The following is a 22,298-nucleotide window of genomic DNA, read 5'->3' on the forward strand; positions in this document are numbered from 1 at the left end:
ACGGCATCGGCCCCTCGCTATGTGCGCGACAGACCTAGGCGAGACGGAAGGTGTCGACCCCGGCGGCCAGATCGGTCGCGATCGTGGTGAGGCTCGGCGACGGCAACGCCCACGTCGCTTGCGCCCCGCTGGGCGTCCTGCGCGGACAGTGCCAGTTCGTGCGCCGCGTCGGAGATGTCGTTGGCGCCTCCGGCGGCGACGATGAGGTTGCGCTCGATCTCCGAGGTGGTCGCGGTCTGCTCCTCGATGACGGCCGAAATTGACGTCTGGTGCTCGTTGACCAGCGCGATCGATGCCGCCACCCGCTCCACGGCGTCCCTCACCTCGGCGGAGTCGGACGCCACCTCTTCGAGGACGGGCCTGATCGTGTCAATCGCCACCGCAGTCTGTTGCGCGAGATCCTTGACCTCGCCCGCCACCACGGCGAATCCCTTGCCCGCCTCGCCCGCCCTGGCGGCCTCGATCGTGGCATTCAGCGCAAGCAGGTTGGTCTGCGCCGCGATCGCCGTGATGGCCTTGAGGACCTCGGCGATGCGGGACGAGGAGTCACCCAGCCGGCCCGTGAGTGCCGCGGCCTCGTCGGTGGTGTCGACTGCGGTGCGGGTCTCACCAGACGCCGCCTGGACGTCGCGGGCCACGGATTCGATGGAGGCACGCATCTCGGTCATGGCCGCGGTGACGGCCTGGACCTCTGCGCTCATAGAGGCCGATGTCTCGGCTGTGCCTCCCGCGTGGGAAGCAGTGCCCGCGGCCACCTGCTGGAGGCTGGTGCTCGAGCCGCCCAGTTGCAGGGCCGTGCCGTGGACCGCGGAGGCGCCGTCGCGCAGGCTGCTCACCGTGGTGCGCATGCTGACGATGGTGGCGCCGAGCGCGTCGCCCATCCGCCCGATCTCGTCGGTGCCTTCGCCGGTCACCTCGCGTGAGAGGTCATGGTCGGCTACGCGGCGCAGCGCCTCGGTGAGATGCCCGATGCGGCGCACGATGCGGCCGGACGCCACCACGATGAAGGCCACGGCGAGTGCGGTGACCGCGAGCCCGGCGCCGATCAGGCGCCAGGTGAGAGAGGCGATGCCCGCCTCCAGCCCGTCCGGCACTGCGCGCAGGTCCGAGTCGAACCCCCACGCCCCGATGGTCCAGCCCCACGGCGCGAACGACGCCACCTTGACCTGGGCGGGGCCCGCCGTCCCGGTCAGCCGCACCGAGGCAGCCTCCGACTGGGCGGCCTCGGTCATGGCTGACGCCATCTCGGCATCGACCGCGTCGCCGGCTGCTGCGCCAGGCGGCGGGACCGCCCACGTGCCGTCGGAGGCGAGGACGGTCACGTAGCCGTCGGCGCCTACCGTCACGTGCGCGAGCGACTCCCGCAGCGGCGCGTCCACCTCGCTTTGCGGCAGGCCAACGAAGAGGGCGCCCACCACCTCGTCGCCCACGGTGAGCGGCGCATACGCCGTCACGTACTGCTGGCCGACGACGGTGGCGGTGCCGTAGTACGACTGGCCCGCGAGCAGGGCGCCCACGACGGCGTTCGGGGTGCCGTCCGCGTTGGTGGCCCCGATCGACGTGCCGATGGCGCGCCCGCCGTCCGCACCGGTGACGGTGGTGGCGACACGAAGCATGTCGCCCTCGTCGTTCATGCGCTGGAAGAGGGTCGCCGACGCGCCGAGCAGTGCGGTGATCTCATCGACAGCGACGGCGGGGTCGTCGAACGACGCGACCTGGCCGACGGGCACGCCGCCCACCTCCATGCCTGGAAGCGTCACGGACGCGACGTCGCCGGTGGACTGGTCGGCGGCCTCCCAGGAGACGGGGTCGCCGGTGCCGAGAGCCGAGGGAGTCCAGCGTGGCGAGAGCCACGGCCAACTCCGACTCCATGCGGTCGGTCACGGTCTCCACCTGCGTGGAGACCAGGTCAAGCGCTGTCGACGTGGTCTGGGAGAGGTTCTCGTCGGTCAGTCGCTCCACGTCGGCGGTGGCCTGGGCGGCGAACTGGGATGCCTGGTGTGAGGCGATGACGGTGAGGGTTCCTGAGGTGGCGAGGACGGCGAGGGCGCCGAACGTGACCAGTTGAAGCCTCAGGCTCGAACGGATACGGAAGGGGGCATGGGTACCTCGGTCTGGATGGGGTGTTCCTGACCGTTGCCCCATCGGCCACGCACCCAGCAAGTGAGAGTTTCGTCACGTTCTGGGCGTGTCGCCGCACAGGCGAGGGGCCGATGCCGTGGTGACCCACGGCATCGGCCCCTCGCTGTCAGCGGTGGCGGGTGCTACTCGTTGTCGCCGCCCGTGTCCTGCGTTCCGGCCATGGCGGCGCGCGCCTCGGGACCGGCATCGGGCCACACCCAGTCGGCCACCTCGGGCAGGTCCGCTCCGTGTTCGCGGGCGTAGCGGCGGGCCTCGAGGCGCTTGTCCTCGAGGTTCTGGCGCAGTTGCGCCGCCCGGGTGCCCAGCCTCGGTACCCGGTCGATGACGTCCATGGCGAGGTGGAAGCGGTCGATGTCGTTGAGCATCGCCATGTCGAACGGTGTGGTGGTGGTGCCCTCCTCCTTGAAGCCGCGCACGTGAAGGTTCGCGTGGCCGTTGCGGCGGTAGGTGAGGCGGTGGATGAGCCACGGGTAGCCGTGGTAGTTGAAGATGATCGGCTTGTCCGTGGTGAACAGCCTGGTCGAAGTCGCGGTCCGACATGCCGTGCGGGTGCTCCTTCTCGGGCTGCAGGCGCATGAGGTCGACCACGTTGACCATGCGGATCTTGAGGTCGGGAATCTCACGACGCAGGATGTCGATCGCGGCGAGGATTTCCAACGTGGGGACGTCGCCGGCCGCGGCCATGACCACGTCGGGCTCCTCGCCGAGCGGCACGTTGGAGGCGAACTCCCAAATGCCAAGACCCCTGGTGCAGTGGTCAATCGCCTGGTCCATCGTGAGCCACTGCGGCGCCGGCTGCTTACCCGCGACAACGACGTTGATGTAGTCGCGCGAGCGCAAGCAGTGGTCGTAGGTGCTGAGCAGAGTGTTGGCATCGGCGGGCAGGTACACGCGCACCACCTCCGCCTTCTTGTTGACCACGTGGTCGATGAAGCCGGGGTCCTGGTGAGAGAAGCCGTTGTGGTCCTGACGCCACACGTGGCTCGACAACAAGTAGTTCAGCGAGGCGATGGGACGGCGCCACGGCAGGCTCCTGAGACACCTTCAGCCACTTGGCGTGCTGGTTGAACATCGAGTCGACGATGTGGATGAACGCCTCATAGGACGTGAACAGGCCGTGGCGGCCGGTCAGGAGGTAGCCCTCCAGCCAGCCCTGGCACTGGTGCTCGGACAGCATCTCGATGACGCGGCCCGACGGTCCGGTGTGCGCGCCATCGTCCTCACGCCTGCCCTGCCACACCTTGTCGGTGACGTCGAGCACGGCCTGAATGCGGTTCGAGGCGAGGCTCGTCGGGCGCGAAGATGCGGAAGTTATCATCATTCGCGGCCATGATCGCCTTGAGGAAGTTGCCCAGTTCGCGCGTCGCCTCCACCTGGCCGGCCCCCGGGTTGGGGACGTCGACGGCGAAGTCGCGGAAGTCGGGCATGCGCAGGTCCCGCAGGACCAGGCCGCCATTCGCCTCGGGGCGCGCGGACATGCGCAGATCGCCTTCGGGGGCCATCGCCCTGGTCGCGGCCTTGGGGGCGCCGGCCTCGTCGAAGAGGTCGTCGGGCCCGTAGGCCTGCATCCACGACTCGAGCGTGCGCAGGTGCTCCTCGGTGTCGCGTGCGCTGGACAGCGGCACCTGGTGCGAGCGCCACGAACCCTCGGTCACGTTGCCGTCGATCGCGTCGGGGCACGTCCAACCCTTGGGGGTGCGGAACACGATCATCGGCCACATGGGGCGGTCCATGGCAGGGTTCTCGGCCGCCTCCGCCTTGATCGCCGCGATCTCATCCATGACCTCATCCAGCAGGGTGGCGAAGCGAGCGTGGATCGACTCGTGGCTCTCGTCGTCGAAGCCCGCGACAAAGACGTGGGGCTTGTGGCCGTAGCCGCGCATGAGGGCGTCGAGTTCGTCGTCGCCGATGCGCGCGAGCACCGTGGGGTTCGCGATCTTGTAGCCGTTGAGATGCAGGATGGGCAGCACCACGCCGTCGGTGGCGGGGTTGATGAACTTGTTCGAGTGCCAACTCGTGGCGAGCGGGCCCGTCTCGGCCTCGCCGTCGCCGACGATGGCGGCCACGAGCAGGTCGGGGTTGTCGAAGGCGGCGCCGTATGCGTGGCTGAGGGCGTAGCCCAGTTCGCCGCCCTCGTGGATAGAACCGGGGGTCTCGGGAGCGACGTGCGAGGGGATGCCGCCGGGGAACGAGAACTGCTTGAACAGGCGGCGAAGGCCCGCCTCGTCTTCCGAGATGTCCGGGTACGTCTCGGTGTAGGTGCCGTCCAGGAAGCCTGGAGGCGACCAGGCCGGGGCCGCCGTGCCCGGGGCCGATGATGTACATAGTGGGCTGCTGGCGCGCCTTGATCATGCGGTTGAGGTGCGCGTAGAGGAAGTTGAGGCCGGGCGTGGTGCCCCAGTGCCCCACGAGGCGCGGCTTCACGTCGTCGCGCTGCAGTCCACCGCGCAACAGCGGGTTGTCGAGCAGGTAGATCTGTCCGACCGACAGGTAGTTGGTGGCGCGCCACCATCGGTCAATGCCGTCGATCTCCTCCGCGGATGCGGCGTCGGAAGTGCGGGTCTGCCAGGGATGCTGTGTCATGTGGACCTCCGTGTCGTGGGCCTTCATGCCCAGCATTCCACCGCGACCCCCGTTGCGCGAGGGCGAAAGTCCTATGGCGTATGTCGGTTGGGTGACGCCCCGATGACGGTCCCGCGTGCCCGCTCAGATGCGGGAGTGATCGCCCAGCCGGTGCCACGTGCGGTCGTGGTACACCAGGGCTCCCTCGCCATCGCTCACGTCGACATCGCGCTCGATGTGTGACTCCAGCGCCTGCGCGGCAAAGATGGTGGACGAGCCGGCGTTGAGGCGATCGATCACCGCGCACCGCACCCACGCACGCACGTCGTGATACACGGGCTCACCCGTCGCGAGCCGCGTCCACTGGTGGGTCGAGGCGAACCGATCGATGCCTCGCGCGGCGCCCAGGCTTTGCGAGCTCGAGGTCGCGGGCATCCAGCAGGTGCACCACGACCGTCTCGGCGCGCGACAGGACATCGGAGGCGGACGACGACGCAGAGATGGAGAACACCAAGAGCGGCGGGTCCGCGCTGACCGATGACACCGACGAGGCGGTCAGGGCGACCGGGCCGTCGCCCGCATCGGCCGTGATCACCGCAACGCCGCCGGGGTGGCCGCGGAAGACAGCCTTGAAGTCGTCCGCCGGAAGGGACGGCGACAGGTCGTGCGGCGGTGCCGCGAGCTCGGAGGCGGCGCGTGGGGGACGGCGAGCCAAGGTGTCGCTCCTAGTCATGGACCGAGGCGGAAGACGCGCTCGCCACGGTGCCTGCGAGTTCGTCCCGCACGATGCTGGCGCCAGCGCTGAGGGCGCTGAGCCTTGGCCAGGGCGATGTCCCGGGGGAACGGCGCGAGCCCGCAGTTGGTGCTGGGGATGAGGTTCTCGGCGTCCACGAACGCGAGGGCCTTGCGGAGCGTGTCCGCGACCTCGTCGGGCGTCTCGATGGCGTGGTTGGCCACGTCGATGGCGCCGAGCATGACCTTCTTGCCGCGCAGGATCTCGATGAGGTCCATCGGCACGTGGGAGTTCTGCGACTCCAGCGAGACGATGTCCAGCGACGAACGCTGCAGCAGCGGGAACGACTCCTCGTACTGCCGCCACTGCGACCCGAGGGTCGCCTTCCAGTCGGTGTTCGCCTTGATCCCGTAGCCGTAGCAAATGTGAACGGCGGTCTGTGCCTTGAGCCCCTCGGTCGCGCGCTCCAGCGCCGCCACGCCCCAATCCTTGAGCCTCGTCAAAGAAGACGTTGAACGCGGGCTCGTCGAACTGGATGATGTCGACGCCTGCCGCCTCGAGTTCCTTCGCCTCCTGGTTGAGGATCCCGGCAAACTCCCACGCCAACTGCTCGCGGCTGCGGTAGTGAGCGTCAAAAAGCGTGTCGACCATGGTCATCGGCCCGGGCAGTGCCCATTTGATGGGACGGTCCGTGGTGGCACGCAGGAACGCGGCATCCTCGACGAACACGGGGCGCTCGCGGGTCACTGCACCCACCACCGTGGGCACGCTGGCGTCGTAGCGGTCGCGGATGCGCACGGTCTCGCGGCGCTCGAAGTCGACGCCGCTCAGGTGCTCGATGAAGGTCGTGACGAAGTGCTGGCGGGTCTGCTCGCCGTCGCTGACGATGTCGATGCCGCGGCGAGTCTGCTCGTGGACCGCGATGCGCAGGGCGTCCTGCTTGCCCTCGACGAGGGCGTTGCCCTCGAGCGTCCACGGCGACCAGAGGGTCTCGGGTGCGGCGAGCCAGGAGGGCTTGGGCAGGCTACCGACGATGGACGTCGGCAAGAGCGTGTGAGTCATGAAGGATCCCTGACCGGTCACGCGACGGGGGCGAGGTAGGCTCGCGGACCACTCGTCGAGGATCTCGCGGTGAGGCTCGATGAAGTGCTCCTGCGTGTACTTGCCCTGCAGGGCGCCCAGTTCGCTGCGCTCGACACGGTCGTAGTCGATCTGCGTGCGCGAGAAGTCGCCGCTGTCCAGGCTGGGGCGGTATTCGACGGGGGCGGCGGAGTTCGCGTTGTAGATCTCGGGGCGGTAGATCTTTTGGAACGTCTCCATGGTCGCGATGGTCCCCGCGAGCCTGGAGATCCGTGTAGTCGCTCACCAGGTCGCCGCGGAAGTAGAACGCGAGGGGCGCGACGCTGCCGGCAGGCATGAAGTAGCGCACCTTCAGGCCCATCTTCCCGAAGTACGCGTCGGTCAGCGAGACGCCGTCCTCCTCGAGGATGTACTCGACGCCAAGCACCGGGTGGATGTTCGCGGTGCGCACGTACGTCTTGCTCGTCGAGACGCTGATGCAGATCACCGGCGCCTGCGGGAAGCGCTCGCGATAAGCCTCGGAGTCAACGAAGTGCTGGAACAGGCTTGCCGTGAAGGTCGCCGAAGTCCTCGGGGAGCACGGGCTTGCCCGCGCCTGCGCTGGCCGCGGGCAGCCGCACGCTGAAGTCGTAGTCACGCACGTACGAGGAGAAGTTGTTGCCGACGATGCCGTGGTGGCGTGCGCCGGAGTGCTGGTCGACGATGTGGATGTCGAGGACCTCCAGCAGGGGAAGGCTCTGCTCCTCGCCGTCGGCCTCGAACCGCAGGCTCGGCGGACACGATGTCCAGGTCGAGCGAGTAGCGGTCGCCGCGGGGGTTGTCCCAGCGGGCGAGGTCGTTGACGCGGCGGTTGATCATCGTCAGCGCGGACCGCAGGTTCTGCTCGCGCTGCTCGCCGCGGGCGAGGTTGGCGAAGTTGGTGGTCGCGCGGGTGTTCGCGGACGGGGTGTAGTCCTCGTCGAAGCGCGTGGTGGCAAGGCTGAACGTGAAGGCGTGCGTCATGGTGATCCGATCAGGGGTGGCCGGGGTCGGCCCTGGTGGATGGATGTCTCTATGGTGAGGCAATCGGCAGATATCGTGTAACTCGACTGATCTATGCCTTTGTATAGGATTTGCCTATGGCGCATGGAACGAGCGGTCTGACCCTCCAGCAGTTGCGGTACTTCATCGAGGTGGCCGCCGAGGGATCGATCTCCGCGGCGGCCGACGTCCTCTACGTGGCGCAGCCCACCATGTCGGCGGCGATGAAGGACCTCGAGTCTCGGGTGGGGCGCGCCCTGCTGGTGCGCTCGACGAGGGGCATCAGCCTCACCGACGACGGCGCGGAGTTCCTGGGCTACGCCCGGCAGGTCGTGGAGCAGGTGGCGCTCCTCGAGCAACGGTACCTCGGGCGACCGCCGTCGCGGCGGCTCCTGGGAGTCTCCACTCAGCACTACTCGTTTGCGGTCGATGCGTTCGTGCGCATGGTCAAGGCCAGCGAGGCAGCGGAGTACGAGTTTGCGCTGCGAGAGACGCGCACGTGGGACATCATCGAGGACGTCAGGACGCTGCGGAGCGAGCTCGGCATCCTGTACCGCAATGACTTCAACCGCAAGGTCATCGACAAGCTGTTGCGTGACTCGGGCCTCGCGTTCCGGACACTTTTCCTCGCGCGGCCCCACATCTTCGTGGCTCGCAGCAACCCGCTCGCGCGCCGCGCAAGTGCGACGCTTGCCGACCTCGAGGGTCTGCCGCGGCTCACGTTCGATCAGGGTGCCAACAACTCGTTCTATTTTGCCGAGGAGATTCTGTCGACGCTGTCCTCGGAGCAGGAGATCCGGGTCTCTGACCGCGCGACCATCTTCAACCTCATGATCGGACTCGGCGGCTACACCATCTCGACAGGCATCGTCAGTGGCGAGCCTGGACCCAGAGATTGTCGCGATCCCGCTCGACGTCGACGATCACATCGAGATCGGGTGGATTGGCCATGCCGCGATCCCGCTGACCCAGCAGGCGGAGCGCTACCTCGCGGAGGTGCGTGCCGTGGTCTCGGAGTTCGGGGTCGAGGTGCTCGGGTAGCGCTGCTGGTGCGCCGCATCCGCCAGCCCTCCCTCCCCCACTTTGAACCGGTGGCGGCGGCGCCACGCCGGTGCGAGTGGCCGATGCGTGGGTTCCGCCGGCGTGTCGGCCTGCCGTCTGGTTCAAACTGTCGGGCGGGGCGGGGTCGAGCAGGTGCGGGTGGACGGGGCTCAGTGGGGCGGGGCCCATACCAAGCGCGGCGCCCACGCCAAGCACGGGGCCCGGGGCGCGCGCCTGCGCTCCCCGGGCCCCGATGGCGGCCCCCGACTACTGCAGCGTCTTGTAGGTGTAGACGGCCTTGATGGTCTTGGCCTGGGCCGAGGCGTACTCGCCCAGACCGTAGGTGACGTGGACGGTCCGCGAGGTCTCAGGGAGCCTTGAGCGCGCCGAGGGCTTGCGTTCCCTTCTTGGCGAAGGCGCTCTTGGCGGTGCCCATTTCCTTGGTGTCGTATGCCCACAATGTGTCGCCATACAGGTAGCCCCACGTGGTGGTGAGTTTCACCGTGGTGCCACCGAACTTCTGTGCGGCAACGACGTCGGCGGGCACCGTGATCTTGCCCTGGCTGATCAGCGCGAGCGAGTCGTAGTCGTAGGCGTCGTACGCGTCGCAGAAGACGTCGCCGGCAACGCCCCAGTTGCGGTAGCAGGCACCGTCGTAGGAGTAGTCGAAGGCCGTGTACGTCTTCATGACCGCGGAGGCCTTGTACTGACGCGTCGCCGTCTTCGTGACGAGCTTCTTGGAGCCGACCGTGAGCGACTTGCTGGCGGTCTTGGTGGTGCCCTCGGGCCCCTTGATCGAGACGGTGACGACGTAGGTCCCCGGCTTGATGCTGCCGTTGTTGCGCCCGCCCCAGGTGAAGGTTCGCTTGGCCGTCGAGGTGAGCTTCCACGACGTCACCGTCTTGCCGCCGTGGGTGATCTTGACGGTGCCCGTCGCGGGAACGGAGCCGCTGACGCTCGATGTGGGCGTGACGGTCGCCTTGACGGAGTCGCGGTAGCCGTCCTTCACCGGGAACACGGACGTCGCGCTCGCGGCGAGCCTTCACCCCGGTCACGGTCGTGTGGACCACCTTGAGGGTGCGGCCCGCGCTCGACGCCTGAGCGCTGCCGGCTCCCTTCACGGTCGCTTTGACGGTGCCGGTTCCTGCCTTCAGCGCCGATGCCTTGATGACGGCCTTCGCCGAAGCCACCGTGCCGGTCGCAGGGTTGCCCTTCGCGGTGACGGGAAGCGAGACCGTGGTGCCTCCGACCGTCGCCTTGACGCTGCCGGTGAAGGCGACCTTGAGGCCGGTCTCGTCCGTAGCGGTGACGGTCGCGGTCGAGGTGTTCGGCGACTTCTTGGTCCAGGAGTAGATGGTCGGGGCGGACAGTGCGAGAGCGACCGAGGTGGGCTTGCCCGACCCCACCGTGAACTCGGTCACGGTGGGGCTGCCCACCTCGGGCGTGACGACGAGGCTCGTAGATTCCCGGCACGTAGGTGTCGAGCGTGGGGACCGTGATCGCGTACTCCACCCCGGGTTCCGCGAGGTAGAGCGAGGCGAGGTCGAAGACGCTCTCCTCGGTGCCCGCCTGACGCACGTAGGCCGTGGCGCGCGTCGTGGCATCGGTGGTGGCGTTGACGGTGATGGTGTCGCGCACGTTGTCGGACGCGGGCAGCGTCAGCGTGCCGCCCTTGCCCAAGGTGATGGTGGTCTCAGGCACGTCCGCGGACGCGGTGGTACCGAAGGCTCCGAGCAGGAGCACGGAGGTGATGGCGGCCGCGAGCGTGCGCGCGCCGGTGGACAGATGCATGGTGAATCCCCCAGTCGAAATGTTCTGACGGGCGGAGCGTATCGACAGCCACCGACACTTGTCGCGGGAACGTGAGGAACACCGCCGCGGCGCGCGGGACATACCGGTCGATACCGGGACGAACCGCGGCGCGACTACCTTCCCGCCTGCTCGCTGAGGTCCAACCAGCGCTCTTCGAGGTCCGAGTTCTCGGCCTCGAGTTCGCCGATCTGCTTGGTGAGCGCGGCGAGCCCTGCGAAGTCCGACTGGTCGTGCATCACCATCTCGTGGTGAACGCCCTCGGTGAGTTCGCCGATCTTCGCCATGCGGCGCTCGACCGACTGCAACTCCTTCTCGAGCGCACGCTGCTCGGATCCGCTCAGTTGGACCGCCCGGGGTGCGGGGGCGGCCGTCGCGGAGGAGGAGCCGCCTCCAAAGGTGCCCACGCCATCGGCCGCTGCTCGGCGAGTCCTGGTGAGTTCGACGTACTCGTCAACGCCGCCCGGCAGGTGGCGCAGCCCGCCGTCGAGGACGGCGTACTGGTCGTCGGTGACACGCTCGAGGAGGTAGCGGTCGTGGCTGACGACTACGAGCGTGCCCGGCCACGAGTCGAGCAGATCCTCCATGGCGGCCAGCACATCCGTGTCGAGGTCGTTGGTGGGTTCGTCGAGCACGAGCACGTTCGGCTCGCTCAGCAGCACCAGCAAGAGTTGCAGGCGGCGCCGCTGCCCTCCCGAGAGGCGCTTGACCTGGGTCTTCAACTGAGCGGAGGTGAAGCCCAGCCGCTCGAGCAACTGAGTGGGGCTCATCTCGGAGCCATCGGCGAGAGCAATCGAGGTGAACTGCTTGACGACGCCCGAGACGCGTTCCTCCGCGTGCTCGTCGAGGCTCGGCGAGTTGCTGGCTGGCCTGCGCGACGCGGACGGTCATGCCGGTCTTCACGCGGCCGCTCGTGGGTTCCTGGTCTCCGGTGATGAGCCGCAGCAGCGTGGACTTGCCTGCCCCGTTCTCGCCGAGCAGCCCCACGCGTTCGCCGGGTCCGATGTTCCAGTCGATCTCGTGCAGGACCTCGCGCGTGCCGCCTTCGGCGGTGGGGTACGAGACCGAGCAGCGCACCAACTCGACCACGTCCTTGCCGAGACGTGCCGTGGCCATGCGGTTGAGCCTGGACGGAGTCGCGGATGGGGGGCACATCCGCGATGAGGGCGTTGGCGGCGTCGATGCGGAACTTGGGCTTGGAGGTGCGGGCAGGGGCGCCGCGGCGCAGCCATGCGAGGCTCCTTGCGCATGAGGTTCTGGCGCTTGGTTTCGGTGGCGGCGGCGATCCGGTCGCGCTCGACCCGCTGGAGCACGTACGCGGCGTATCCGCCCTCGTACATGTCCACGATGCCGTCGTGCACCTCCCAGGTGCGTTCGGTCACCGCATCGAGGAACCAGCGGTCGTGCGTCACCACGGCGAGCGCGCCACGGCCGCGGGCCCAACGACGATTGAGGTGATCGGCGAGCCACGCCACGCCCTCGACGTCGAGGTGGTTGGTGGGCTCATCGAGGAAGACCACGTCGTAGTCGCCCGTGAGGACCGCGGCCAGGGCGACACGGCGCTGCTGGCCACCGGAGAGGGTGCCGACCTTGGCGTCGGCAGGGAGGTCGGGCACCAGCCCCGACATGATGTCGCGGATGCGCGGGTCGGAGGCCCACTCGTGAGTGTCGGCATCGCCCACGATCGCCTCGAGGACGCTCAGCGACTCGTCGACGTGGTCCGACTGGTCGAGCACCCCCACGCGAGTGCCGCGGGTGGTGGTGACCTGGCCGCTGTGAGGTGCGAGGCGGCCCGCGAGGATCGCCATCAGCGATGACTTGCCCGCGCCGTTGGAGCCGACGATGCCGATGCGGTCGCCGTCCTCGAGGCCGACGGTGACGCCGTCGAGGACGGTGCCGGTGCCGAAATCTAGGCCGATGGACTGCGCGCCGAGGAGATGTGCCACCCGACAAGGGTAGTTGCGGCCGGCCGGGCCGGATGCGCCACACTGGCAGGCATGAACATCAGGCAGGCGGCGCTGGGCGCCGCGGGGATCGATGTCGCGGCCATCGGGGTCTTCGCGGCGATCGGCAGGGCAAGCCACGACGAGGGGATCCTGGGCGAGAACGGCCTGGGCTATCTCACGACGGTGTGGCCGTTCCTCGTGGGCGCTGGCATCGGCTGGCTGCTCGTGCGTGGGTGGACGAGGCCGTGCTCGTGGCGGCCCACGGGCCTCGTGGTGTGGGCGTCCACGCTGGTGGGCGGCATGCTGTTGCGCGCCGTCACGGGTCAGGGGGTGCAGGTGTCGTTCGTCATCGTTGCCGGCCTGTTCCTCGCGTTGTTCCTCGTCGGATGGCGCGTGATCTCCGGCGCGGTGGCACGCCGCCGAGGCCTCAAGGGCTGACGGCGCGCCACCGTAGCGGCTGGCCTGCCTGACGTCACCCGTCGGATTTGGCCGCGGGTGACCAGGTCCAGGGGCGTACGCGGATCACCACGGTTGCGAAGCACAGGGCGCAGATCGCCGCCACCACGGTCAGGGTGAGCGCGTAGGGCGCTGCGGAGAGGGTGGCCGCCAGCACGGTGGGCAGCAGGAAGCCCGTGTACGACAGGGCGTAGTAGATGCCCGTGAGGCCCGCGAGGTCGTCTGCCGTGGCGATGGCCATGACGTGCGTCAGGCCCGCGACCACCGTGATGCCGTAGGCGGCGCCCAGGGTCGCCGCCACGCCCATCGCAAGCCAGGGGTCGCCGGCGCGGGCCGCGAGCGCGGCCAACACCATGCCCGCCGTCATGAGGGCCAGCCCCACCGGGAGCGCGCGCCCGCCGGTGCGCCGGTCCAGCGTGGCAACGAACGGCTGCACGGCCGCGCCAATACCCAGCGTGATGACTGTCAGCACGGTCGCGTAGAGGGTTGACCAGTCGCCGAGTGCCTTGTCGGCGATCGCGGGCATGACGGCGTACGCCACCCCGGCGGCCGCGAATACCCACGGTGCTGCGGGCAGCACCACGCCCACAAACCTCTTGTGGCCCGCGGCGGGCACATGGAGGTCGCGCCACCAGGCGCCGGACGCCCGATGCTCGGGGCCCACGGTCTCCGTCGCGCCGATCACGAGGACGGTGGCGACGAGGGTGCCCGCGAGGTGCGCGGCATAGGGCCACACCACCGGCGAGCCGCTCCACTGCGCAAGGGCTCCGGAAACGGCGGCACCGGTCGCGAATCCCAACGTGAGGGTCAGGGCGCCGCGCCTGGCGCGCGCACCAGCGCCGGCATCGGGGTCGTAGCGCGGCGAAGACAGGCTCCGCGATCCAGGCTCGCACCGACCGACATGGCGATGCCCACGCCGATGCCCGCGAAGGCGCGTCCCAGCGCGAGCAGCGCGAGGTGGTGGAGTCCTGCGGCCAAGATCAGCGAGCCGATGGTTCCTGCCGCCAGTCCCGCCAGCATCAGCGGCTTGCGGCCGAGCCGATCGGACAGCGCCGCGGCGACGAGCAGGCCAGGGACGAGGCCGATGACGTAGAGCCCCAGCAGCAGGTTCGCCTGCCATGGCGCGTACGGACCGAGGCTCCTCGTAAACGTGGAGCAGGGGAGTGAAGTGATTACCGCCCCACGCCAGCATGAAGACGGCGGGGGCAACGAGGCGCCAGTCGGCGCGCCCCGTCATCGCACGGCGCCGGTAGGGCGGCTGCCTGCGATGTGGGTGTGGACGGAGCCGGCGAAGGCGTCGCCGTCTCCCGAGCCGATGACGGTGGCCAGGTCGCGGTGCTCCTCCAGGAAGCGGCTCGCGGCCTTGAGGTCTCCCGCGACGGCCATATACGTGACGCGTGCGAGACGCGGGCCGAGGAGGTCCACCACCTGTTGCACCACCTCGTTGCCGTCGATCGCGATGATCTGGAGGTGGAAGGTCACGCACAGACCCGCGAAGGCCAGGGCATCCTCGCGGCCGATGGCCTCCTCCTGTTGCGTACAGAGGTCTCCGAGCCGGTCCCCGAGTTCGCGAGCCAGGTCTGGGTCGGCGGTGATGACGTCGCCCGCGCGCTGCTCGAGCGAGGCGCGCACGTCGAGGAGGCTCGTCGCGCTCGCGGTCGCTCATGACGCGGACTACGGCGCCCTTCTTGGGCATGAGGCGCACGAGACCCCAGGTCTGAAGCTGCACCATGGCCTCGCGTGCGGGGGTGCGGCTGACGCCACCCTCATCGGCGAGTGCGGACTCGGTGAGGACGGTGCCTGCGGGGATGGAGCCGTCCACGATGCCGCGGGCGGCATTCGCGGCGAGGCGCCAGGAGATGGAACGGAGGTCGGAATACTCCCACGGGAGCGCTGCGGTAGGGGACATAGGTCCCAGATTACACCTTGCATGCGTTGATGTATGCATCAACGCCTGGGTTCGGCACCCGCCTAGACTCGCCGCATGAGATGCGTCGCGGTGCGTCACGTGAGGTTTGAGGACCTGGGGGTGTGGGAGGCGGAGATCCGCGCGCACGGCTACGAGGTGATCTACCTCGACGCGGGCGTTGACGATCTCGCCCCTGCGGCGAACGCGGACCTCGCCGTGTTCCTTGGTGGCCCCATCGGCGTGGGCGATCGCTCCACCTATCCCGTCCTCGACGAGGAGATCTCCCTGCTCCGTGCCCGGCTCGACGCCGGGCTGCCCACCATCGGCGTGTGCCTCGGAGCCCAACTTCTCGCGTCCGCGCTCGGGGCGGAGGTCAGGCCAGGCGCGGTCGAGATCGGCTGGGGAGCCGTTGACCTCACGCTCGAGGGACGTGCGGGGCCGCTCTCGGTCCTTGCCGATGCGCCGGTGCTGCATTGGCACGGCGACACGTTCGCTCTGCCCGACGGGGCAACCTTGCTTGCCTCCACGGCGGCGACGCCCCACCAGGCCTTCAGGCGGGGGTCCGCGCTCGCGCTCCAATTCCACGCGGAGGCGGACGGCGAAGCGATAGAGACCTGGCTCATGGGTCACGCGGTCGAACTCGCTCAGCGCGGCATCGACCCCGTGGCATTGCGGCGCCGCACCGCCGTGGTGGCCGATGACGCGGCCGTCGCAGGAATCGTGCTCCTGCGGTCCTGGCTACGTGAACTGACCTAGGTGCCCGCGGGCGCCGCGCCCCGCGGTCGCACCACGTCCACCACAAGGGCGACCACCGCAAGCGCGCTCACGGCCAGGAGTGCCAAGGGCCACCAGGTGGCCGAGCCGCCCGCGACGCCGAACGCGTCTGCGACGTCCATCGAGGCCGAGAAGCCTCCCAGCACCAGGGCACCCGCATTGGCACCGAGCAGCGCGAGGATGACGCGCCGGCCGGCCGCGGCGGAAATCCGGCGCAAGGACACCAATGTGGCGGCCGCCACGGCACCGAGCGTCGCGAGACCGCCCCACACGGCCAACAGCGCGCCCTCACCCGCGAGGCTCAGGCCCGCCTCCTCGACGCCCGCGAGGACATCGGCGTACGGCAAGCCTTCGACAGCCGCGACCGGTTCCTTCACCAGCACCACCCAGGCCGTCGCGATCGCCACCAGAGCCACCGCGAGCACGCCCAGCCACACTCCCGCGGCGCCACGGGAGCGCGCGGGGGACTGAGATGCGGCGTGCGACGTCATCGACGCGCCACTCTTACGGAAGGCTCGCGGCGCGCACCCGCTCCGTCGCGCGCGTCGTCGGCGCTCAGGTGACGTTCAGGGTCCCAGGTCTCTGGGGCGCGTACCGTGACGAGCGGCCACAGCGGGGCGCCGAGCAGAACGCGTGCCGCGGCATCGGCCTTGTTTTGCGCGATCTCGCCGCACAGGTCCTCCAGCAACACCGCGAGGTGGCGGTGGACGTCGAGAGCGTCGTCCGTCGAGAAGTCCACGTCGACGGTGTACGTGCCGTACCCGGAGGCGCGCAGGAGGTCCTCGCGCTCGATGGTCTCGTCAAAGGGCTCCGACAGGGGCGCATACATGAAGGGCAGCACCACACCGTGATACTCGGGGCGCAGGAGCGAGGCCGAGTGGGCGTCGAAGACGTCGATGTCCGCGAACTGGCGCTCGGTGAGCACCGGCACCACCAGGACGTGAGGATCGGTCTTGGCGAGGCTCGAGCGCGGCCGCGAGCGGTGAGCCATCCCCGCAGTGGAGCACCTCAAGCCTGCTGGGGGCCGAACATGTCGCCGGGCACCAGATCGGACATTGGCGTGAAGCCGTGGTCGCCGTCGTGATCAGCCCCGGGCATCACGAACACGGCGCGCAGGCGGCGCTTGTGCGCGGCTCTGTCGACGTGGGAGATGACGAACGACCGGAGCGGGTCGGTCAGGGGAGCGCACGTCGCGGAACCGTCGGTCACGGCGCTGCGCCACCGGCGGTCAAACGCGGTGAGGAAGTCGTCGCTGGGCTCGCGGGTGGCATGGGTGACCCATGCGGAGACGTCGATCATTGGTGGAACTCCCAACCGGCCTTCCGCGAGGGAGGGAGGGCCGTGAAACTCCACTGTAGGCGCCCGGAATGCCCTGATAGTGCCCGTGTGGAGTGGGATAGGTCACAACGATGCAAAGGGGTGTCGGCAAACGCCGACACCCCTTCTTCATCGTTGCGAGGGCGCTACGACACCGCCGCGATGGACTGCAGCGCGATCTCGCGCTCTTCGTTGGTCGGCACTACCCAGACCTGGACCCGCGAAGCATCGGTGCTGATCAGGGTGGCCTCCTTCTTGCGGCCAGCGTTGCGCTCGGGGTCGACCTCGATGCCGAGGCTCCTCGAGGCCGGCGAGCGCGCCGGCGCGGACCACGGGGTCGTTCTCGCCCACGCCCGCAGTGAACGTGATCGCGTCGAGGTGGCCGAGCCTGCGCGTAGTAGTTGCCCACGTAGCCGCGGATGCGGCGGCAGTAGACGTCCATGCCGACCTTCGCCTCGTGGCTGCCGGCCTCGATTGCCGCGTTGACGTCGCGCATGTCGGAGTAGCCGGTGAGGCCCATCATGCCGGAGTGGCGGTTCAACAGGGTGTCGACCTCATCGGGAGTCATGCCAGCGGTGCGCGCGAGGTGAAGCGTGACGGCCGGGTCGACGTCGCCCGAGCGGGTGCCCATCACCAGGCCCTCGAGAGGCGTCAACCCCATCGAGGTATCCACCGACAGGCCACCCTTGACGGCGCACGCGGAGGCGCCATTGCCGAGGTGGAGGACGATGGTGTTGACCTCGTTCGTGGGGCGGCCCATCAGGCGCGCGGTCTCGCGGGAGACGTACGCGTGCGAGGTGCCGTGGAAGCCGTAGCGGCGCACCCCGTGCTCGGCGGCCACGCGGCGGTCCACCGCGTAGGTGTACGCCTCTTCCGGGAGCGTCGAGTGGAACGCGGTGTCGAAGATCGCGACGTGGGGCAGGTTCGGGAAGGCCTCGCGAGCGGCGGAGATGCCGGCGAGGTTGGCAGGAATGTGCAGGGGTCCCAACGGTGCCGCCTGCGCGATCGTGCGCTCGACCGCATCGTCGATGATGGTGGGCGCGGAGAACTCCTCGCCGCCGTGAAGGACGCGGTGGCCGACGACCGTGAGCATGCTGAGGTTCACGCCGGAATCCGGCTCGGACAGCCTGCGCGATGATCTCGCGAATGGCCTCCGAGTGGTGCGTCACACGCTCCACCAGACCGACGGCAAGCGGCTCGTCCTGGGTGGTGTCCACCACCTGGTACTTCACCGAACTCGAACCGCAGTTGAGGACCAGCGCGAGCCCCACGTAGTTGACGCTCATGCGTTGTCCTCCTTGGCCTTCAGGCCCTGTGCTTGGATCGCGGTAATCGCGACAGTGTTGACGATGTCCTGGACCAGCGCACCGCGCGACAGGTCGTTCACGGGCTTGCGCAGGCCCTGCAGGACGGGGCCGACCGCGACGGCGCCAGCCGAACGCTGCACGGCCTTGTACGTGTTGTTACCCGTGTTGAGGTCGGGGAACACCAGCACCGTGGCGCGACCCGCGACCTGCGAGTGCGGGGCCTTCGACGCGGCCACCGACGGCTCCACGGCCGCGTCGTACTGCATCGGCCCGTCGACCAGGAGGTCGGGGCGACGCTCGCGCACGAGGCGTGTGGCCTCGCGCACCTTGTCGACGTCCTGACCCGAGCCGGACTCGCCGGTCGAGTAGGACAGCATGGCGATCCGCGGCTCGATGTGGAACTGGGCGGCCGTCTCCGCCGAGGAGATCGCGATGTCAGCGAGCCTGCTCCGCGGTCGGGTCGGGGTTCACGGCGCAGTCGCCGTACACCAGGACCTTGTCCGGCAGACACATGAAGAACACGGACGACACGATGGAGACGCCCGGGGGAGTCTTGATGACCTGGAACGCAGGCATGATCGTGTGCGCCGTGGTGTGGGCAGCGCCGGACACCATGCCGTCGGCGAGGCCCTGGCGCACCATCATCGTGCCGAACATCGACACGTCCTGGACGGTGTCGCGAGCCTGGTCGAGGGTGACGCCCTTGGCTTTGCGCACCTCGGCGTAGTCCGCGGCGAAGCGCTCCACCAGGCTCCGGGTCCGAAGGCGAGACGATGCGTGCGGCCCCCAGGTCCAGCCCGAGTTCTCCGGCGCGGGCTCGGATGGAGGTCTCGGTGCCCAGCACCGTGATGTCGACCACGTCGCGGGTCATCAGGGTCGAGGCGGCGCGCAGGATGCGGTCGTCGCTGCCCTCGGGAAGCACGATGTGCTGGCGCTCGGACCGGGCGCGGTCCAGCAGGTCGTGCTCGAACATCAGCGGCGTCACCACGTCGGTGCGTGCGACGTCGAGCAGGGCGAGCATCGCCTCGGCGTCGACGTGACGCTCGAACATGCTGAGGGCCGTGTCCACCTTGACCGCCGACTCACTCGACACGCGGCCACGGGTGTTCCAGCATCGGCGCGCCGTGCCGTACGTGCCGATCTCCGTCGTGATGACCGGCAGCGACGACCCGAGGCCCTCGATGAGGCGGGCGATCGACGGTTCGGGCGAGAACCCGCCGTTGAGGATGATGCCCGTCAGCGACGGGAAGCCCTCGGCGGCGTGAGCCGACAGCAGCGCCAGCAGGGTGTCCGAACGGTCGCCGGGCGTGATGACCACGGTGCCCTCGTCGATGCGCTCCAACAGGTGCGCGGCCGTCATCGCTCCGATGTTGACGGAGCGCACCTCGCGATTGAGCAGCGCGGGGTCACCGGAGATGAGCGTGCCGTCGACGGCCTCCACCAGGGCACTCAGCAGAGGTGCCGTGAGGATGGGGTCCTCCGGCAGCGCGCCCATGCCGATGTCGGCAGGCAGCGACTCCCGGATCGCCTGGAGGCGCGACGGCTCGCAGCGGTTAGCGAAGACCGCGGCCACGCGGGCGTGATCTTCCTCAAGTTCCGCGCGGGTTTGCCCCACCACGCGAGCGATCTCCGCCGGTGTGCGGTCGCGGCCATGGACCACGAGCGCCACGGGCGAGCCGAGGTTCGCGGCGATGCGCGCGTTGAACGCGAACTCCGCGGCGCCTGACACGTCCGTGTAGTCGGTGCCGACGATCACGACCACCTCGGCATGCCGTGCGACCTCGTGATAGCGCGCGACCACCGTCGCGAGCGCCGTCTCGGGGTCGGCGTGCACATCCTCATAGGTGACGCCGATCGCGTCGTCATAGGAGGTCACTACGCCGTCCTGCCCGATGAGCAGGTCGAGGACGTAGTCGGATCCGTCGGCCACGCGCGCGACGGGTCGGAAGATCCCCACACGGCCGACCGTTCGGGTCAGCAGGCGGGTGATCCCGAGGGCGATGGTGGACTTACCGGTATCGCCCTCGGCCGATGCGATGTAGATGCTTCGAGCCACGCGACCATCCTTACACGTCTCGCGGGCATGCATGCCATGACGATAGGCCCGGTAGAACGGCCCACGGGGGCGTAAGGGATGAGCCGCTCCCGTTGGCAGCCTGACGCGAGCGGAACTAGGCTGGAGCGCGCTGAGGCGGCGGGCCCCGCAAAGCGCCTGTCGCATCGCGGTCCGCCAGAGATGGGGCACGCGATGACGACTACCCCCGCACGCGCGCGAGGGACGCTGACCGGCATCGCCGTGCGCGTTCTCGACCGCCGCGTGGGGGCCCTCACGGGGGCCGCGGGCCGCGCCGTCAGCACCACCCACTCGTTCCTCGTGTTCGCGCTGGTGCTCACGTTGTCCTACGCCGCGTTCTTCCTGACGTACGACATCATCGGGCTCGGCTCCCTCATCGTGGCCCACATCTTCTGGGTGGCCGGCTACGTGGCCGGAATTCTGCTGGCACGGCTCGGCCGTCAACTCGCGGCCGCCGTCATCGCGTTCGCCGTGCCCGCCGTGCAGATGGTGACCGCCACCGCGTTCGTCGGCTGGGAGGCAGGCATGCACCTCTACCTCCTGACCGGAGGTCGCCTGGTGTACGTGATGCTCACCGAGAGGCAACGGTGGTGGCGGTGGGCGACGCTCATCGTCGCGCTGATCGCCTTCCTGCTGTGCCAGGTGGTCTTGCCCGCCGACGGCGCCATCTACGCGATGCCCGATGCCCTCCTGCAGACGCTGTTCTCGATCAACGCCCTGCTGACGGCGTTCATCCTGTTCATGGCGGCGGCGCTCGCGCACTACCGGGTGGAGCAGGCGCGCGCGCTCGCGGACCTCAACGCCCGCCGAGCGGAGTTCCTTGCCAATACGGACGCGCTGACGGGGCTGGCGACGCGCAGGCCCGTCCTCGACCGCCTCGCGGTGCTTGCCAGCCCCGACGGCGAGGACTTTTGCCTCGCCATTGGTGACCTCGACCGGTTCAAGGCGCTCAACGACGAGCACGGGCACTCGTGCGGAGACACCGTGCTGGAGCACCTGGGTGCGCGTCTGCGCACGCACCTGAGGCTCACGGATTCCGTGGGACGATGGGGCGGCGAGGAGTTCATCTTCGTGTTGCCCGAGTTGTCGCTTGAGGACGCCGTGGGAACGATGAAGCGCATCCGAGCCGCCGTAAGTGATGCGCCCATTGCCTGCGACGGCCATACACACCACGTGACGATGTCGGTGGGACTGACGGTGGGCGACCACTCCGGGACCGCGCACCACGCGCTGATCCGGGCGGACGATGCGTTGTACGACGCGAAGCGGAAGGGACGTGACCAGGTGTCCACCACCATGCCGGACTCACCCGTCGACGCGGAGACTTCCGGGCGCCATCGCGCACGTGACGGCGCATGAGTGACCGCGTGGGCGGCGTCCGCTGGGGCGTCGTCGCCGGCACGTGCGCCGTGCTGGCCGTGGTCCTTGCGGTCTGTGTCTCGCTGGGCACGTGGCAGTGGCGCGTGGGGACCGAGGAGGGCACCGAGGTGGCACCGGCCGCCGCAGTCCCGTTGGCCGATGCCCTCGCTCCCGCCAGCGCATCGGAGCCGGGCGTGGGTAAGTCCGTCACCGTCACCGGAGAATTTGCTGAGGACGACGCCGCCCTGGTGGGCGGAGGCCGTGTGATCGATGGAGTCGAGGCGGTGCTCGTGGTGCGGCCCTTCACGGTGGCGGCCGATGCGACGGGCACCGGCGAGGAGGCGACGCTCCCCGTCGTGGTCGGCTGGCTTCCCGCGGATAAGGTCGACTCGCTCGGCGGCCCGAGCACGGCCACGGACCTGAGCGGCTACCTGCGCGGCGCCGAGGGCGCCTCCGTCCTCGTCGAGGAGGGTGCGCCCGCCGGCACGTTCTGGGCGGACACACTGTCGCCTGCCGTGTTCGCACAGGCCTGGGAAAGCCCCCTGTACTCCGCGCTCCTGGTCACGGACGAGCCGGAGGCGGGACTGAACCCCATCCCGGAACCGACCCCCGAGCATGAGGCTCAACTTCCGCTCGATCGTCTACGCCCTCGAGTGGTGGCTGTTCGGCGCGTTCTTCCTGTTCGTCGGCGTGCGCTGGATACGGGACAATGGCCGGGTGCAGCCGGACGCGGACGCCTCCGCGCCGCCCGCATCGGAAAGCGTCAAGG

Annotated in this window: 14 protein-coding genes and 11 pseudogenes; 5 read left to right on the plus strand and 20 right to left on the minus strand. The window is 69.2% G+C overall.

Annotation, left to right across the window (positions count from 1 at the left end):
- Positions 1 to 17: 17 nt before the first annotated feature.
- The 6 genes and pseudogenes from QQK48_RS11120 to QQK48_RS11145 form a co-directional block, all read right to left on the minus strand.
- Positions 18 to 1,760: a methyl-accepting chemotaxis protein gene (locus QQK48_RS11120; RefSeq protein ID WP_284328488.1), complete on the minus strand. Its 1,743-nt coding sequence runs from the start codon at positions 1,758 to 1,760 to the stop codon at positions 18 to 20.
- Positions 1,678 to 2,163, minus strand: a complete 486-nt coding sequence (locus tag QQK48_RS11125; RefSeq protein WP_284328489.1) for a hypothetical protein — start codon at positions 2,161 to 2,163, stop codon at positions 1,678 to 1,680. Before QQK48_RS11125 ends, QQK48_RS11120 begins: the two co-directional genes overlap by 83 nt.
- 101 nt (positions 2,164 to 2,264) lie before the next feature.
- Positions 2,265 to 4,725: pseudogene (locus QQK48_RS11130) on the minus strand (phosphoketolase family protein).
- Positions 4,726 to 4,848: 123 nt separating this feature from the next.
- A pseudogene (locus tag QQK48_RS11135) lies at positions 4,849 to 5,437 on the minus strand (flavin reductase family protein).
- Positions 5,430 to 6,499: pseudogene (locus QQK48_RS11140) on the minus strand (methionine synthase). The pseudogenes QQK48_RS11135 and QQK48_RS11140 overlap by 8 nt, the downstream one beginning before the upstream one ends.
- 33 nt (positions 6,500 to 6,532) lie before the next feature.
- A pseudogene (locus QQK48_RS11145) lies at positions 6,533 to 7,519 on the minus strand (putative oxygenase MesX); the annotation flags it as partial.
- Between the two features lie 116 nt (positions 7,520 to 7,635).
- Here QQK48_RS11145 and QQK48_RS11150 point away from each other — a divergent pair.
- Positions 7,636 to 8,578 (plus strand): annotated as a pseudogene (locus tag QQK48_RS11150) (LysR family transcriptional regulator).
- Positions 8,579 to 8,945: 367 nt separating this feature from the next.
- On the opposite strand, the gene QQK48_RS11155 reads toward QQK48_RS11150, so the two are convergent.
- The 3 genes and pseudogenes from QQK48_RS11155 to QQK48_RS11165 form a co-directional block, all read right to left on the minus strand.
- Complete coding sequence (locus QQK48_RS11155) at positions 8,946 to 9,587, minus strand: hypothetical protein (RefSeq protein ID WP_284328490.1); 642 nt, start codon at positions 9,585 to 9,587, stop codon at positions 8,946 to 8,948.
- Positions 9,584 to 10,369 (minus strand): hypothetical protein, encoded by a 786-nt coding sequence (locus QQK48_RS11160; RefSeq protein ID WP_284328491.1) that lies wholly within the window; start codon positions 10,367 to 10,369, stop codon positions 9,584 to 9,586. The genes QQK48_RS11155 and QQK48_RS11160 overlap by 4 nt, the downstream gene beginning before the upstream one ends.
- Positions 10,370 to 10,503: 134 nt before the next feature.
- A pseudogene (locus QQK48_RS11165) lies at positions 10,504 to 12,333 on the minus strand (ABC-F family ATP-binding cassette domain-containing protein).
- A gap of 51 nt (positions 12,334 to 12,384) precedes the next feature.
- On the opposite strand from QQK48_RS11165, the gene QQK48_RS11170 reads away from it, so the two are divergent.
- Positions 12,385 to 12,771: a DUF3054 domain-containing protein gene (locus QQK48_RS11170; protein ID WP_284328492.1), complete on the plus strand. Its 387-nt coding sequence runs from the start codon at positions 12,385 to 12,387 to the stop codon at positions 12,769 to 12,771.
- A 34-nt stretch (positions 12,772 to 12,805) separates the two neighbouring features.
- On the opposite strand, the gene QQK48_RS11175 is transcribed toward QQK48_RS11170, so the two are convergent.
- The 4 genes and pseudogenes from QQK48_RS11175 to QQK48_RS11190 all read right to left on the minus strand — a co-directional run.
- Positions 12,806 to 13,588, minus strand: coding sequence for an MFS transporter (locus tag QQK48_RS11175; RefSeq protein WP_284329469.1), 783 nt, complete (start codon positions 13,586 to 13,588; stop codon positions 12,806 to 12,808).
- An 8-nt stretch (positions 13,589 to 13,596) separates the two neighbouring features.
- Positions 13,597 to 13,998, minus strand: a complete 402-nt coding sequence (locus QQK48_RS11180; RefSeq protein WP_284328493.1) for an MFS transporter — start codon at positions 13,996 to 13,998, stop codon at positions 13,597 to 13,599.
- A 24-nt stretch (positions 13,999 to 14,022) separates the two neighbouring features.
- Positions 14,023 to 14,421 (minus strand): FCD domain-containing protein, encoded by a 399-nt coding sequence (locus QQK48_RS11185; RefSeq protein WP_284328494.1) that lies wholly within the window; start codon positions 14,419 to 14,421, stop codon positions 14,023 to 14,025.
- Positions 14,422 to 14,473: 52 nt separating this feature from the next.
- Positions 14,474 to 14,737, minus strand: a pseudogene (locus QQK48_RS11190) (GntR family transcriptional regulator); the annotation flags it as partial.
- Positions 14,738 to 14,788: 51 nt separating this feature from the next.
- Here QQK48_RS11190 and QQK48_RS11195 point away from each other — a divergent pair.
- Positions 14,789 to 15,454, plus strand: a complete 666-nt coding sequence (locus QQK48_RS11195; protein WP_284328495.1) for a glutamine amidotransferase — start codon at positions 14,789 to 14,791, stop codon at positions 15,452 to 15,454.
- On the opposite strand, the gene QQK48_RS11200 is transcribed toward QQK48_RS11195, so the two are convergent.
- The 7 genes and pseudogenes from QQK48_RS11200 to pta all read right to left on the minus strand — a co-directional run bounded on the left by QQK48_RS11200 (position 15,451) and on the right by pta (position 20,152).
- Entirely contained in the window at positions 15,451 to 15,963 is a 513-nt protein-coding gene (locus QQK48_RS11200) for a hypothetical protein (protein ID WP_284328496.1), read from the minus strand. The genes QQK48_RS11195 and QQK48_RS11200 overlap by 4 nt on opposite strands.
- Entirely contained in the window at positions 15,960 to 16,463 is a 504-nt protein-coding gene (locus QQK48_RS11205) for a phosphoketolase family protein (protein WP_284328497.1), read from the minus strand. The genes QQK48_RS11200 and QQK48_RS11205 overlap by 4 nt, the downstream gene beginning before the upstream one ends.
- Positions 16,464 to 16,480: 17 nt before the next feature.
- On the minus strand, positions 16,481 to 16,771 hold the full coding sequence (locus tag QQK48_RS11210) for a hypothetical protein (RefSeq protein WP_284328498.1): 291 nt from the start codon (positions 16,769 to 16,771) through the stop codon (positions 16,481 to 16,483).
- A gap of 164 nt (positions 16,772 to 16,935) precedes the next feature.
- Positions 16,936 to 17,079, minus strand: a complete 144-nt coding sequence (locus QQK48_RS19950; protein ID WP_348523785.1) for a hypothetical protein — start codon at positions 17,077 to 17,079, stop codon at positions 16,936 to 16,938.
- A gap of 158 nt (positions 17,080 to 17,237) precedes the next feature.
- Positions 17,238 to 17,882, minus strand: a pseudogene (locus QQK48_RS11215) (acetate/propionate family kinase); the annotation flags it as partial.
- A 55-nt stretch (positions 17,883 to 17,937) separates the two neighbouring features.
- Positions 17,938 to 18,075 (minus strand): annotated as a pseudogene (locus QQK48_RS19955) (hypothetical protein); the annotation flags it as partial.
- A pseudogene (pta, locus tag QQK48_RS11220) lies at positions 18,072 to 20,152 on the minus strand (phosphate acetyltransferase). The pseudogenes pta and QQK48_RS19955, both read right to left, overlap by 4 nt.
- Positions 20,153 to 20,344: 192 nt before the next feature.
- On the opposite strand from pta, the gene QQK48_RS11225 reads away from it, so the two are divergent.
- Entirely contained in the window at positions 20,345 to 21,529 is a 1,185-nt protein-coding gene (locus tag QQK48_RS11225) for a GGDEF domain-containing protein (RefSeq protein ID WP_284328499.1), read from the plus strand.
- A pseudogene (locus tag QQK48_RS11230) lies at positions 21,526 to 22,119 on the plus strand (SURF1 family cytochrome oxidase biogenesis protein); the annotation flags it as partial. The gene QQK48_RS11225 and the pseudogene QQK48_RS11230, both read left to right, overlap by 4 nt.
- Between the last annotated feature and the right edge of the window lie 179 nt (positions 22,120 to 22,298).

It is taken from the genome of Demequina litorisediminis, assembly GCF_030161615.1.
In the GTDB taxonomy this organism is placed as follows: domain Bacteria; phylum Actinomycetota; class Actinomycetes; order Actinomycetales; family Demequinaceae; genus Demequina; species Demequina litorisediminis.

What these genes read in the sequence shown, in the direction of transcription:
- QQK48_RS11160 (WP_284328491.1), bottom strand. Translation starts at nt 10,369, where the DNA reads ATGCATCTGTCCACCGGCGCGCGCACGCTCGCGGCCGCCATCACCTCC.
- QQK48_RS11170 (WP_284328492.1), top strand. Translation starts at nt 12,385, where the DNA reads ATGAACATCAGGCAGGCGGCGCTGGGCGCCGCGGGGATCGATGTCGCG.
- QQK48_RS11200 (WP_284328496.1), bottom strand. Translation starts at nt 15,963, where the DNA reads ATGACGTCGCACGCCGCATCTCAGTCCCCCGCGCGCTCCCGTGGCGCC.
- QQK48_RS11205 (WP_284328497.1), bottom strand. Translation starts at nt 16,463, where the DNA reads ATGGCTCACCGCTCGCGGCCGCGCTCGAGCCTCGCCAAGACCGATCCT.
- QQK48_RS11210 (WP_284328498.1), bottom strand. Translation starts at nt 16,771, where the DNA reads ATGATCGACGTCTCCGCATGGGTCACCCATGCCACCCGCGAGCCCAGC.
- QQK48_RS11225 (WP_284328499.1), top strand. Translation starts at nt 20,345, where the DNA reads ATGACGACTACCCCCGCACGCGCGCGAGGGACGCTGACCGGCATCGCC.